The sequence below is a fragment of the Massilia sp. GER05 genome (genome assembly GCF_052056005.1).
Lineage (GTDB): Bacteria > Pseudomonadota > Gammaproteobacteria > Burkholderiales > Burkholderiaceae_D > Telluria > Telluria orientalis.
Window position 1 is genome coordinate 6,380,371 of the sequence record NZ_CP178858.1, and the last position, 13,432, is coordinate 6,393,802.

At 65.5% G+C, this 13,432-nt stretch carries 14 protein-coding genes; 1 reads left to right on the plus strand and 13 read right to left on the minus strand.

The window, feature by feature from the left end; genetic code table 11:
• The 3 genes from trmD to rpsP all read right to left on the minus strand — a co-directional run bounded on the left by trmD (position 1) and on the right by rpsP (position 1,633).
• Entirely contained in the window at positions 1-762 is a 762-nt protein-coding gene (gene trmD, locus ACL58G_RS28190) for a tRNA (guanosine(37)-N1)-methyltransferase TrmD (protein ID WP_440963859.1), read from the minus strand.
• Between the two features lie 26 nt (positions 763-788).
• Complete coding sequence (rimM, locus tag ACL58G_RS28195) at positions 789-1,319, minus strand: ribosome maturation factor RimM (RefSeq protein WP_440963860.1); 531 nt, start codon at positions 1,317-1,319, stop codon at positions 789-791.
• A gap of 65 nt (positions 1,320-1,384) precedes the next feature.
• A complete protein-coding gene (gene rpsP / locus ACL58G_RS28200; RefSeq protein ID WP_036238507.1) occupies positions 1,385-1,633 on the minus strand; it encodes a 30S ribosomal protein S16 in 249 nt (82 codons plus the stop codon).
• Positions 1,634-1,836: 203 nt separating this feature from the next.
• Between rpsP and ACL58G_RS28205 the strand changes: the two genes are divergently transcribed.
• Complete coding sequence (locus tag ACL58G_RS28205; RefSeq protein ID WP_413340368.1) at positions 1,837-2,250, plus strand: NINE protein; 414 nt, start codon at positions 1,837-1,839, stop codon at positions 2,248-2,250.
• 17 nt (positions 2,251-2,267) lie between these two features.
• On the opposite strand, the gene ACL58G_RS28210 is transcribed toward ACL58G_RS28205, so the two are convergent.
• The 10 genes from ACL58G_RS28210 to ACL58G_RS28255 form a co-directional block, all read right to left on the minus strand.
• Positions 2,268-2,993: a hypothetical protein gene (locus tag ACL58G_RS28210; RefSeq protein ID WP_440963861.1), complete on the minus strand. Its 726-nt coding sequence runs from the start codon at positions 2,991-2,993 to the stop codon at positions 2,268-2,270.
• Between the two features lie 170 nt (positions 2,994-3,163).
• On the minus strand, positions 3,164-4,954 hold the full coding sequence (locus tag ACL58G_RS28215) for an acyl-CoA dehydrogenase (protein ID WP_440963862.1): 1,791 nt from the start codon (positions 4,952-4,954) through the stop codon (positions 3,164-3,166).
• A 132-nt stretch (positions 4,955-5,086) separates the two neighbouring features.
• Entirely contained in the window at positions 5,087-6,019 is a 933-nt protein-coding gene (locus ACL58G_RS28220) for an electron transfer flavoprotein subunit alpha/FixB family protein (protein ID WP_413387267.1), read from the minus strand.
• 13 nt (positions 6,020-6,032) lie between these two features.
• The gene (locus ACL58G_RS28225) at positions 6,033-6,782 is read right to left on the minus strand and encodes an electron transfer flavoprotein subunit beta/FixA family protein (protein ID WP_056129015.1); all 750 of its coding nucleotides are present in this window, start codon (positions 6,780-6,782) and stop codon (positions 6,033-6,035) included.
• A 201-nt stretch (positions 6,783-6,983) separates the two neighbouring features.
• Positions 6,984-7,211, minus strand: coding sequence for a sulfurtransferase TusA family protein (locus ACL58G_RS28230; RefSeq protein ID WP_036238555.1), 228 nt, complete (start codon positions 7,209-7,211; stop codon positions 6,984-6,986).
• Positions 7,212-7,534: 323 nt separating this feature from the next.
• The gene (gene alaS / locus ACL58G_RS28235; RefSeq protein ID WP_440963863.1) at positions 7,535-10,150 is read right to left on the minus strand and encodes an alanine--tRNA ligase; all 2,616 of its coding nucleotides are present in this window, start codon (positions 10,148-10,150) and stop codon (positions 7,535-7,537) included.
• 154 nt (positions 10,151-10,304) lie between these two features.
• Complete coding sequence (locus ACL58G_RS28240) at positions 10,305-11,963, minus strand: flagellinolysin (RefSeq protein WP_413387264.1); 1,659 nt, start codon at positions 11,961-11,963, stop codon at positions 10,305-10,307.
• Positions 11,964-12,032: 69 nt separating this feature from the next.
• Positions 12,033-12,785 (minus strand): glycerophosphodiester phosphodiesterase, encoded by a 753-nt coding sequence (ugpQ, locus tag ACL58G_RS28245; protein ID WP_413387263.1) that lies wholly within the window; start codon positions 12,783-12,785, stop codon positions 12,033-12,035.
• Positions 12,786-12,806: 21 nt separating this feature from the next.
• A complete protein-coding gene (locus ACL58G_RS28250) occupies positions 12,807-13,148 on the minus strand; it encodes a DUF1294 domain-containing protein (RefSeq protein WP_413387262.1) in 342 nt (113 codons plus the stop codon).
• Positions 13,149-13,199: 51 nt separating this feature from the next.
• Complete coding sequence (locus tag ACL58G_RS28255; protein ID WP_413387261.1) at positions 13,200-13,388, minus strand: alpha/beta fold hydrolase; 189 nt, start codon at positions 13,386-13,388, stop codon at positions 13,200-13,202.
• Positions 13,389-13,432 lie beyond the last annotated feature (44 nt).

Below are 13,432 nucleotides of genomic sequence, written 5' to 3' on the forward strand. Positions count from 1 at the left end.
TTATTCCGCGACCTTTTGCAAGGTTGCGAGAAACTGCTCGTCGGCCTTCGTCAGCAGACCGGCGCCACGCGCCTTGTCCAGCAGATCCGGCCGTTTCTTCGCGGTCGCCTCCAGCATGCGCTGTCGACGCCACTTCATGATCTCGGCGTGGTTGCCACCCATCAGCACGGGCGGCACGGCCACGCCTTCATAGACTTCAGGACGCGTGTAATGCGGCGAATCCAGCAAGCCGTTGACAAAACTGTCTTCGACCGCGGACGCGTCGTCGCCCAGCGCACCGGGCAACTGCCGCACCACGGCATCCATCAGCGCCATCGCAGGGAGTTCTCCGCCGGACAGCACGAAATCGCCGAGGGAGATTTCCTCGTCGACGACACGGTCCAGCAAACGCTGGTCGACCGCTTCGTAGCGTCCGCACAGCACGACGAGGCCGGGCTCGTTCTTCAAGCCCATCACACGTTCGTGCGTCAGCGGTTTGCCTTGCGGCGACATGAACACGACGCGCGGTGCGGGCAAGCCCATGTCGATCTGGCGCTGCTTCGCCGCGTTGATCGTCGCTTCGAGCGGCCTGGCCAGCATCACCATGCCGGGACCGCCGCCATACGGGCGATCGTCCACGGTGCGGTGGCGGTCCGTCGTGAAATCGCGCGGATTCCAGATCGACAAATTCCACAGGCCCTGCTCGTGCGCGCGCCGGGTCACGCCCGACTGCGTCAATGCGGCAAACATTTCGGGAAACAAGCTCACGACGTCAAACTGCATCGGGACCTCGCTTCAGGTGGACGGGATCAATAATCCAGGCCCCAGTCCAGGGTAATCACTTTGGCTTGCAAGTCGACCGTCTTGACGTACTGGTCCACGAACGGCACCAGCCGCTCCGGCGCTTTCGCATCGGGAGCGGCGTTCGGATCGGGCACGGGCGTGATCCGCAGGATGGACTGCGCGCCATTGTGCATCATGTCGGAAACCTTGCCGAGCGCTTCGCCCTGCAAGTTGACCGTATCCAAGCCGATCAGGTCGGTCCAGTAATACTCGTCTTCCGGAAGTTCCGGAAAGTCCGATCGCGAGACCTGCACCGTGGCACCCTTGAGCGCCTCGGCCGCTTCGCGGTCGGTCACTTCGACCAGCGTGGCCGTCACGTCGCCGCTGTGGTATTTCGCGTTCCGCACTTGCACGGTACGCAGCGACGGCTTGTCGATCCACCAGGTTTTGACGCTCAGCAGCGCATCCGCATCCATCGAATAGGGCGTCACGCGGACGCCGCCCCGGAGCCCGTAGGCACCGGTGATGTGGCCGACCTGGATCAGGTCGTCAGGCACCGCTTGCGCGGATACCGATGTCGAATGTGCTGCAGAATCGGTCAAACCGTAGAACCTTCGCTGTATTAAGCAGCAGCCTTTTGCGTAGCCACCAGGCGAGCAACAGCCGGCGACAGCTGTGCGCCCACGCCTTGCCAGTACGACAGGCGGTCAGCGGTGACGTTCAGGGCGACTTCTTTGCCCGAAGCCATCGGGTTGTAGTAACCGATGCGCTCGATGAAACGGCCGTCGCGGCGATTGCGCGAGTCGGTTGCAACGATGTTGTAGAACGGGCGCTTCTTGGCACCACCACGAGCTAAACGAATAACGACCATAATATTTCCAAAAGTAAGCTGGACGGAGAAAGCCGACGATTATAGCGCGCTCTATCCTGCATCAGCAAGCATTTACATAAAAACCAAGAACGCTGGCGCGCAGTCCCGGCCGAATCCAAGATTATCGCCGATTTCGCGACACTCCGCCACTATGGCGGCCGCTTTTGGACGATACTGATGGCTTTCCTTTCAACAAACAGTCGATGTCGCAACATAAGAACAAGACCTTCGCCACCACCCTCGCCTTCCTGCTCGGCGGACTCGGCGCGCACCGCTTCTATCTCAAGGGCAGCGTCGACCGCCTCGGCCTGCTCCACGTCTGCAGCCTTCCGGCGGCCGGCCTCGTGTACGGCCTCGGCCACGCGCCGAATCCGTTCTGGGTCCTGCTGCCCCTGATCCTGTCCTGGCTCGTCGGCTTCGGCGAAGCACTGATCCTCGGCCTCACGCCGGACGAGAAATGGGATGCCCGCTACAACCGCAACTCCGGCCGCCGCTCCGCGTCGCACTGGTTCGTGATCCTGCTCGTCGTGGTCACGATGCTGGTGGGCACGACGGCACTCATCGCCACCATCTCGCGGCTGTTCGACCTGCTCTACACGGGCGGCGCGTACGGCTGACCAGCTCGGAATCAGCTTTACAGGCCCGTCGCACTCCAGTCATACCGCGGCACCTGCACCGGCGGCGTACCCGTCACGATCACGATCTCGCGGTGCGCGTTCAGCACGATCGTGGCAGGGTCGCCCGTGAAGCGCGTTACTTGCTCCTTGTCGATCACGTAATAGGTCGGCGTGCCGGGCAGCCCCGCCACCGCCGCGGTGCCGAGCGGCTGCCCCCACAACGCAAAGAACTGCCCCAGCGTGAAGACCTTGGGCACATCCGTCTCGATGTGCAGGATGCCGGTGATGTCGTGGGTGTGCATTTCGTACGAACAGCCGCTGCCGCGCCCGATCGAATCCGGCAAGCCGAGCCGTACGCCGTCCTGGTAGATCGAGAGGAGCGCGTGGATGTGGTAATCCTCGTTCTTCGCGCACCCTACGCCGTCCACGACGGCCGTACCCGTATGGCTCCACGCCGGCCAGTGCGGGCTGCTGTCCAGGGTCGTATAGAGCTTGGTGTAGCCCGGCTCCAGCACGATGTCTGGCGGCGGCGCGGGATCGTCGGGCGGCTGCGGCGCCGGGGCGGGTGTCGGTGTCGGCGCCGGCGTCGGTGTCGGCGCGGGCGTGGGACTCGGCACCGCCGGCGGATCGTTCGCGGCCGTCGTGGGGGTGGCGTCGCCGCCGCCGCCGCAGGCCACCAGCGCGCACAATGCGGCGCCGGCGACGGCGATCGGTAATACCTTGCCAGGCTTCAGGGGATTCATGGGGCGCTCCTTCGATTGTGGATGCGACGAATCGATTCTAGGAGCGCCGCTTACCCATTACGCATGACGGGCATCAAACGCAGAGCAGCGGTCGGCAGTACGCAACAAATCGCCTGCTGCGGCCCATGAAAAAAGCGGCCCGCAGGCCGCTTCGAGATCACATCCAGCCGTCAGAACTGCTCGACGTCCAGCGCCAGCACGCCGGCGGCACCGTCCACGATCGCGTGGCGCAGTCCATCCGCCTGCGCCAGCACGTGGTCCGCGAAGAAGCGCGCGGTGGCGATCTTGGCGCGGTAGAACGCCGCGTCGCCATCGCCGGCGTCCAGCTTCTGGCGGGCCACGAGGGCCGCACGCGCCATCTGCCAGCCACCCAGCACGATGCCGGCCAGCTTCAGATACAGCACGCTGCCCGCGAACACGGCACGCGGGTCGGCTTTCGTGTTCGCCACGACGTAGTCGACGACCGCATCCAGCGCCGCGCTGCCGGCCGCCAACTGCGCGCGGATTGCCGCCAAGTCCGCGTCCTGGGCATCGCCCAGCTGCGCCTCGGTCGCACGCACCTGCGCCAGGATGGACTTGGCCACGGCGCCGCCGTCGCGCACGGTCTTGCGTCCCACGAGGTCATTGGCCTGGATCGCGGTCGTGCCTTCGTAGATCGTGAGGATCTTGGCGTCGCGGTAATGCTGCGCGGCGCCCGTCTCCTCGATGAAGCCCATGCCGCCATGCACCTGCACGCCGTCGCGGGCGACGTTCTCGCTCATCTCCGTCGACCAGCCCTTGATCACGGGGACGAGGTATTCGTACACGGCCAGGTTGGCCTTGCGGGTCGCTTCGTCCGGATGGCTGTGCGCGAGGTCCGAGAGGCCCGCGCCGACGTAGGCCAGCGCGCGCGCCGCTTCCGTCTGCGCGCGCATCGACATCAGCATGCGGCGCACGTCCGGGTGGTGGATGATGGCGACGGGGCCGGCGGAACCTTCGACGGCGCGCGACTGCACGCGCTCCTTCGCGAACGCGACGGCCTGCTGGTACGCGCGCTCGGCCAGGCCGATACCCTGCATGCCGACGCCGAAGCGGGCCGCGTTCATCATGATGAACATGTATTCGAGGCCGCGGTTCTCTTCGCCGACGAGCGTGCCGATCGCGCCGCCATGGTCGCCGAACTGCAGCACTGCGGTCGGGCTCGCCTTGATGCCCAGCTTGTGCTCGATCGACACGCAATGCACGTCGTTGCGCTCGCCCAGCGAACCGTCATCATTGACCATGAACTTCGGCACGATGAACAGCGAGATCCCCTTCACGCCCGGGGGCGCGTCCGGCGTGCGCGCCAGCACGAGGTGGATGATGTTCTCGGCCATGTCGTGCTCGCCGTAGGTGATGAAGATCTTGGTGCCGAAGATTTTATAGGTGCCGTCGCCCTGCGGCACGGCGCGCGTGCGCACGGCGGCGAGGTCGGAACCGGCCTGCGGTTCCGTCAGGTTCATCGTGCCGGTCCACTTGCCGGTAATCAGGGGCTCGATGAAACGGGTCTTCTGCTCGGCGCTGCCGGCCGTCAGCAGCGCTTCGATGGCGCCGTCCGTCAGCAGGCCGACGAGGGCGAACGCGATGTTCGCGCTGTTGAGCATCTCGATGCACGGCGTGGCGACGAGCTTGGGCAGGCCCTGGCCGCCGAATTCGGCCGGGTGCTGCACGCCCTGCCAGCCAGCGTCCGCGAAGCCGCGGAACGCTTCCTTGAAACCCTTCGACGTCGTGACCTCGCCGTCGTGCCAGTAGCTCGGCTCCTTGTCGCCGGAATGATTCAGCGGGGCGACGACTTCGCCGCAGAACTTCGCGTTCTCTTCCAGCACGGCTTCGACGGTGTCCGGCGTCGCGTCTTCGCAGCCGGGCAGTTGGTTGATCTCGGACAGGTTGGCCAGTTCGTTCACGACGAACAGCATGTCCTTCAGGGGGGCGTTGTAGGTCACCGCAGTCTCCTAGTTTCTCTTTACGTAAACGTCAATCGTCGGGCGCAAAAAAGGCGGGAACCCATACAAAATACACGCCGCAGTGACTACGTTTGATTCAGCATGGGTTCCCGCCTGCGCGGGAACGACGGTTTAGCCCAGTTCCTTGACCAGCGCCGGCACGACCTCGAACAGGTCGCCGACGATGCCGTAGTCGGCCACCGAGAAGATCGGCGCTTCCGGATCCTTGTTGATGGCGACGATGGTCTTCGAATCCTTCATGCCGGCGAGGTGCTGGATCGCGCCCGAGATACCGACGGCGATGTACAGCTGCGGGGCGACGATCTTGCCGGTCTGGCCCACCTGCCAGTCGTTCGGCACATAGCCCGCGTCGACGGCGGCGCGCGATGCGCCCATCGCGGCGCCCAGCTTGTCGGCCAGCGGCTCCAGGATCTTGAAGTTGTCGCCCGAGCCCATGCCGCGGCCGCCGGAGACGACGACCTTGGCACCGGTCAGTTCCGGACGGTCCGACTTGGCCAGCTCGCGGCCGACGAACGACGATTTGCCCGAGTCCGCGACGGCGGCGACGGTGTCGACGGCGGCCGAACCACCTTCCGCTGCGGCGGCGTCGAAGCCGGTGCCGCGCACGGTGATGACTTTCACGTTGTCCGTCGACTGGACGGTGGCGATGGCGTTACCGGCGTAGATCGGACGCTCGAACGTGTCGGGCGAGTCGACCTTGGTGATTTCCGAGATCTGGGCGACGTCCAGCTTGGCGGCAACGCGCGGCAGCACGTTCTTGCCGAAGGCAGAAGCCGGGGCCAGGATGTGCGAGTAAGCGCCAGCCACGGCCAGGATCTGCTCGGCGACGTTCTCGGCGAGGCCGTCGGCGAATTGCGGCGCGTCGGCGACCAGCACTTTCGCCACGCCCGCGACCTTGGCGGCGGCTTCCGCGACGGCGCCGCAGCCGCTGCCGGCGACGAGGATGTGAACGTCGCCGCCGCATTGCGCGGCCGCGGTGACGGTGTTCAGGGTGACAGCCTTCAGGTGGGCGTTGTCGTGTTCAGCAATGACGAGTGCGACCATGGTTATTCCTTAATTAGATGACTTTAGCTTCGGTGCGCAGCTTCGCAACCAGGGTCGCCACATCGGGCACCTTGACGCCGGCCGAACGCTTGGCCGGTTCGGCGACCTTGACGGTCTTCAGGCGCGGCGTGACGTCGACGCCCAGGTCCTCCGGCTTGACGGTCGTCAGCGGCTTTTTCTTGGCCTTCATGATGTTCGGCAGCGTGACATAGCGCGGCTCGTTCAGGCGCAGGTCGGTGGTGACGATGGCCGGCAGGCTCAGGGCCACGGTTTCCAGGCCGCCGTCCACTTCGCGGGTCACGGTGACCTTGCCGTCTTCCAGCACGACCTTCGACGCGAACGTCGCCTGCGGCCAGCCCAGCAGCGCGGCCAGCATCTGGCCGGTCTGGTTCGAATCGTCGTCGATCGCCTGCTTTCCCAGGATGATCAGCTGCGGCTGCTCTTCGACGGCCAGCGCTTTCAGCACCTTGGCGACGCCCAGCGGCTCGATCTCGGCACCGGTCTCGACCAGCACGCCGCGGTCGGCGCCGATCGCCATCGCGGTACGCAGGGTTTCCTGGGCCTGGGCCACGCCGCAGGTCACGGCCACGATCTCGGTGACCTTGCCGGCTTCCTTCAGGCGCGTGGCTTCTTCCACCGCGATCTCGTCGAACGGGTTCATCGACATCTTGACGTTGGCGATATCGACGCCGCTGCCGTCGGACTTGACGCGGACCTTGACGTTGTAGTCGACCACGCGTTTGACGGGTACCAGGACTTTCATAGTGTGCCTTTGAAAAATGGGTGAAAGACTAAAAATGATCCGAATTATAAGAGCAAATTCCGTTCAGGTCAGAATTAAAGCACGATCGTGCGTTTTTCGGTTAGAGGAAATGCCCTAATCGTACTTGATTGTGCGTCAGCGGGTTTCCTTGCGGGTGGGGATGGAATGCCCGGCGTGCCGGGCTTCAGGAAAAGGCTGTCGTTATTTCCGGCGCAGCCAGAACGTGAATTCGCCGTTGATGTGCGTGTGCGCCAGCAGGGCATTGCCCGTCTGCTTGGCGAACGCCTGGAAGTCGCGTACCGAACCGGTGTCGGTGGCGACGATGCGCAGCACCTCGCCGCTGGCCAGTTCCGCGAGGGCCTTCTTGGCCTTGAGGATCGGCAGCGGGCAATTCAAGCCACGCGCATCCAGGTCCTTCTGGACCTCGATGGTGCCGGTGTCGATTATGGTTTCGCTCATCGATTGCCTGCTAGTTGGTAGGGCATGGACCCGATAGTACTCCAATTAGCCCATTATGACGCGCCGCACCAAAATTTGGTATCAGTGTTGCGTTGTAACAACGGCAATTACTTGACAGGCAGATAGAGATGAGGCGGAGATGACCGGATGAGAGGGATGCGGGGCGGACGGCTGTGCCGTCCACTTACCCATCGAAACAAGAGTTGATTCAGCTCAAATCCCATTCGATTTACAACGTACGCGCCGCCACGACATGCATATTGCGGCGGCGCGGTTACAACGCGCGATTACGGTTATGCGGAAACGCGCTCGCCGACCCAGCCGGCGACGCCAGCCAGCGCCTGCGGCAGCGCCGCCGGATCCGTACCGCCGGCCTGGGCCATGTCCGGACGGCCGCCGCCCTTGCCGCCGACCTGCTTGGCGACGAAGTTGACGAGATCGCCCGCCTTGACCCTGGACGTCGCGTCGGCCGTGACGCCGGCGATCAGGCTGACCTTGCCCTCAAGCACCGACGCCAGCACGATGGCGGCCGTCCCAAGCTTGTCCTTCAGCTTGTCCATCGTCTCGCGGAGACTCCCAACGTCGGCGCCTTCCATCGTGGCAGCCAGCACCTTGATGCCGTTCACGTCGATGGCCTTCGTCACCAGTTCGTCGCCCTGGCCGGCAGCCAGCTTCGACTTCAGCGCGGCGATTTCCTTCTCCAGCGACTTGACCTGGTCCTGCACCTGGGCGATGCGCGACGGCAGTTCGTCCGGGCTCGTCTTCAGCGCGCCGGCCGCTTCGTTCAGCTTGCGGTTGATCGCTTGCACCAGGGCCAGAGCGCCCTCGCCCGTCACGGCTTCCACGCGGCGGATGCCGGCGGCCACGCCCGATTCGGACACGATCTTGAACAGGCCGATGTCGCCCGTGCGGGTGACGTGCACGCCGCCGCACAGTTCCTTCGACGAGCCGATGTCCAGCACGCGCACGGTGTCGCCGTATTTCTCGCCGAACAGGGCCATGGCGCCATGCTTGATCGCATCGTCCATCGACATGTGCTGGGCCTGGGTCGCGTGATTCTCGAGAATTTCGCGATTCACGATGGTTTCCACCTGGGCGATCTGCTCGGCCGTCAGCGGCGCGTTGTGGCTGAAGTCGAAGCGGGTCTTGTCCGGATCGACCAGCGAGCCCTTCTGCTGCACGTGGCCGCCCAGCACTTCGCGCAGCGCCTTGTGCATCAGGTGCGTCGCCGAGTGGTTGCGGATCGTGCGGGCGCGCTTCACTTCGTCGACTTGCGCGTCGACCATGTCGCCCACTTTCAGCGAGCCCGACTGCAGCACGCCGTGGTGGCCGAACACTTCCGCCTGGATCTTCAGGGTGTCTTCCACCTCGAACACGCCGCCCTGTGCCTTCAGCAGGCCCTTGTCGCCCACCTGGCCGCCGGACTCGGCGTAGAACGGGGTCGTGTCCAGCACGACGATGCCGTCCTGGCCCGCTTTCAGTTCCTGGACCGGTGCGCCGCCCGAGTACAGCGCGAGCACGCGGCTGTTGTGCACGAGGGCGTCGTAGCCGACGAAGGTCGTCTTCTCGCCCGAATACTCCACGTTGGCGGCCATCTTGAACTTGCCGGCGGCGCGGGCGGTCTTCTTCTGCTGCTCCATGGCGGCAGCGAAGCCCTCTTCGTCCAGCTTGATGCCGCGCTCGCGGCAGATGTCCGCGGTCAGGTCCAGCGGGAAGCCGTAGGTGTCGTACAAGGTGAAGGCGGTGCCGCCGTCGAGGTTCTGCGGATCCTTCGCGAGCTGCGCTTCCAGGATCTTCATGCCGTGCTCGAGGGTTTCGCCGAAGCGCTCTTCCTCGGCCTTCAGGGTCTGCATCACGCGTTCTTTCGCGTCGTGCAGCTCCGGATACGCGGCGCCCATCTCGACGTCGAGGTCGTCCACGAGCTTGTAGAAGAACGGCTTCGTCTGGCCCAGCTTGTGGCCATGGCGCAGCGCGCGGCGGATGATGCGGCGCAGGACGTAGCCGTGGCCTTCGCTGCTCGGGATGATGCCGTCGACGATCATGAAGCTGGCGGCGCGGATGTGGTCGGCGATGACCTTCAGCGAGTTGTTCGCGAGGTCGGTCGCGCCGGTTTCGCGGGCGGCAGCCTTGATCAGGTTCTGGAACAGGTCGATCTCGTAGTTCGAGTGCACGTGCTGCAGCACGGCGGCCAGGCGCTCCAGGCCCATGCCGGTGTCGATCGACGGCTTCGGCAGCGGGGTCAGCACGCCGGCTTCGTCGCGGTTGAACTGCATGAACACGAGGTTCCAGATCTCGATGAAGCGGTCGCCGTCTTCTTCCGGCGAGCCCGGAGGACCGCCCCAGATCTCGGCGCCGTGGTCGTAGAAGATTTCCGTGCACGGACCGCACGGGCCGGTGTCGGCCATCTGCCAGAAGTTGTCCGATGCGTAGCGCGCACCCTTGTTGTCGCCGATGCGGATGATGCGTTCCGTCGGCACGCCGATTTCATTCGCCCAGATGCCGTAGGCTTCGTCGTCTTCGAAGTAGACGGTGATGGTCAGCTTTTCCGCCGGCAGGTCATAGACCTTGGTCAGCAGTTCCCAGGCGAAGTGGATGGCGTCGCGCTTGAAATAATCGCCGAAGCTGAAATTGCCCAGCATTTCGAAGAACGTGTGGTGGCGCGCGGTGTAGCCGACGTTTTCCAGGTCGTTGTGCTTGCCGCCGGCGCGTACGCAGCGCTGTACGGTGGTGGCGCGCTTGTACGGACGCGTATCCAGGCCCAGGAACACGTCCTTGAACTGCACCATGCCGCTGTTGGTCAACAACATCGTCGGGTCGTTACCCGGCACGAGCGGGCTGGAGCGGACGATCGTGTGGCCTTTGGACTCAAAGAACTTGAGAAACTTTTCGCGTATTTCGGTGGATTTCATGTCGTAGGGGCGGATTCAGGCAGCTTGCTATATAAAGAAAATCGATTATAGCGTAGCTATTGTAAGTAAATAGTTTTCACGCGATCCGCTGTTGCAGGATCGGCAATGGTGGGCCCGGCCGTAGTGTAGGCACCCCGTGCCCACCGGGCGCCGCTCAGCGCAACAGGGCCAGCACCGCCCTCGGCTCGCCATTGGCCTGGCTCAGCATGGCGGATGCCGCCTGCTGCAGGATCTGGGCGCGCGTCAGCCGGACCGCGGCCCCGGCATAGTCGACGTCCTCGATGCGGCTCTTCGCCGCCTCCAGGTTCATCGACATCGTCTGGTTGTTGCTGGCCGCGGCGTCCATGCGGTTGCTGTAGGCGCCCACCTGCACGCGCTGCTCGTTGACGGACGCGAGGGCGTCGTCGATGTGCAGCAGCGCCACCGCCGGGTTGCGCATGTCCAGGTCCGCGAGGCCCAGCGCGCTGGCGTTCACGGCCGCGAACTCCATCTCGACCAGGTCGCCGGCGGACGCTCCGACCTGGATCTGCATCCGGTGCCTGCCCACACCCCCGCCGCCGATGTCCGGATACTCGACCTTGAAGTTGCGCAGCGGCCGGGCGGTCGTGCCGAAGCCGGATTCCGGCACGACGCCCCGCGCGTCGCGCGTCGGCCCGCCGTCCGCGTCGAGGCCGCCGATCGCGCCCGTGTCCGCATTCGCCAGGTTCATGCCCCCGATGAAGCCGGCGCCATTGGCGGCGAATTCCGTCATGAAGTCGCCGGTGCCCTGGTACTGCCCGCCCGTGACGGCCTTCAGCGCCGTGTCGAGGTCGGTGCCCTGGTGCCCGTTCAGGTAAGTCATCAGGCCCTTCATGCCGCCATCGACGCCCATCGATTTCAACCGCTCATGCAGGTAGCGCGAGGCGACGTAGCCGCCTTCATAGCTGAAGCCGCCGCCCGTGATCGTGTCGACGATGCCCTGCGCCGTCTGCCCGCCCGCCAGCGCACCGGCCAGGCGTTCGTCGGCGCCATGGATCAGCTCGGCCGTGCCCTCGATGAACCACTGGGGAAGATTCATGCCGGTCGAGTGCAGCATGATCGCGTGCACCATCTCGTGCGCAATGACGCGGTCGTCGTACATCGGTCCGGTGCCGCCGTCCGGCGTGCTGATGTCGCTGAAATCGGCCATGTCGATGTTCAGCGTGACGTCGTTGCCGAGCCCCGACGCGCCCGTGACGGACGCAAGCACGCCACTCTTGCCGTCCGTCGTGTCGAGGTTGATCTTCAGGGTCGAGCCATCGCCCTGCAGGCCGTAGTACTGCTGGACCATGTCTTCGGCGGCGCTCAGCCAGCCGGCCTTGAGGCTGTCGAGCACGGCACGCTTCTTCTTGTCCTCGCTACCGCTCTCGGACGCCGGCGAAAAGATCGCCTGGCCATTGAACGAGGCGCCATTGCCCACCTGGGTGATCTGGGACAGGATCTGGTCCGCTTCCGCCTGCAACGTGTTGCGGTCGCTGTCCGTGTACGAGCCGTTGCCGGACGCCACCGCCAATTCGCGCAGGCGCTGCAGGCTGTCGTTGATGTTCGACAGCGCGCTGTCCGCCACCTGCAGCATCGACGTCGCGTCGTTGATGCCGCGCGAGGCCTGGCGCATCCCGGTCAGCTGCGACCTCATGCGGCCCGTGATGGCCTGGCCGGCCGGATCGTCGGCGGCGCTCGCGATGCCGGTGCCCGAGCTCAGGCGCGCGACGAGGCGCGTCACCTCGTTCGTGTGCTCCGCCAGCTTGCGCTGGGCGTTCAGGGACAACGATTGATTATTGATCGAAAGTGACATAAGGCCGTGACCGGGAGCCGAATGTCATTAACGACAAGACGTTACAATTCTTGAGGGAAAATTTTGGTTCTAGGAAAAATCAGGCGGGATGAGGTCGATCCGGTCCGTGCACAACCCGTCCACGCCCCAGCCGAACAGTTCGCGCGCCCGCGCCGGCGCGTTGACCGTGTAGCAGAACAGGCCGAAGCCGGCGGCTTTCACGTGCGCGGCGCCGGCCGCCGTCAGCCGCGTATGGTCGGTGTGGATCGCGACGGCGTCCAGCGCCCGCGCACGGGCTTCCCAATCCCGCGGCAACGCCTCCGTCAGCCAGGCGCGCGGGACCTGGGGCGCGGCCTCCCGGGCCGCCGCCAGCGCGGTCTCGCTGAACGACGACAGCAGCGGCACCTGCGCCATCCTGCCTGCGGCGATCTCGGCGGCGAACAGCGCGGCCGCCAGGCGCGCGACCACGGTGCCGGTCGCCTCGTCATGGCCGGGCACGGGCTTGATCTCGATGTTCATCCACACGCCGTGGGCCTTGCAATACTGCGCGAATTCGACGAACAGCGGCACCGGTTCGCCCTCGTATTCCGGACCGAACCACGAGCCCGCATCGCGCGCGGCGAGGTCGAGCGCATCGATGTCCGCCACCGATCCCGTCCCGGCCACCGTGCGGCCCAGCCTGGGGTCGTGCAGCACGACGGGGACGCCGTCGCGCGCCAGCATGACGTCGAATTCGATGGCGCGAAAACCCGCGTCCATGCCGCGGCGCAGTCCGGCCACCGTGTTTTCCGGCGCCAGCGTGCCGCCGCCGCGGTGGGCCAGGATCCTGGGGTAAGGCCACATGGTATTCCTCCCGAACGGTAGTCAGGCCGGCGCCAGCGCGCGCGCCAGCCAGCAGAAACCGGCCAGGTTGAGGCCGACGGTCAGCCAGAACCCCTGCCGGAACGGACGTTTCACGGTCTTGTGCCGCAGCCATTGTTGCGCCAGCAAGCCGCCCGGCCAGCCGCCGGCCAGCCCCAGCAGCAGTAAGTGCCACTCGGGCGTACGCCGGTCGCCGCGCCGCGCGGCCGCCTTGTCGCGCGCATACAGTGCGAAACAGGCGGCGCTCGCGAGCGCGTACGCGACGCCCACCGCGGCCGGCAGGCCGAGGGCAAGTGCGGCGTAGCCATACAGGGCAAAAAAGAACAGCAGCGGCGTATAGATCATGGCGCCAGCTTACGCGCCGGCGGCGCGGGTGTCCACCGGGCAACCCCACCGTCAGGGCGTGGCCAGGAAGTCCGTGACGTCGCGCGTCAACCGGTCGGGCGCATCGAGGTACAGGAAGTGTCCGGCGCCCGCGTAGTCGACGACGCGCGCATGCGGCAACGCCTGGCCCAGCGCGCGCTGGGCCGGCAGGCCGATCGCATCGTCCGCGGCGCCGGCCAGCACGAGCACGGGCATCGTCATCCGTTCCGGATGGGCGTAGCGGTATTGCGTGAAGCCGCCGCCGA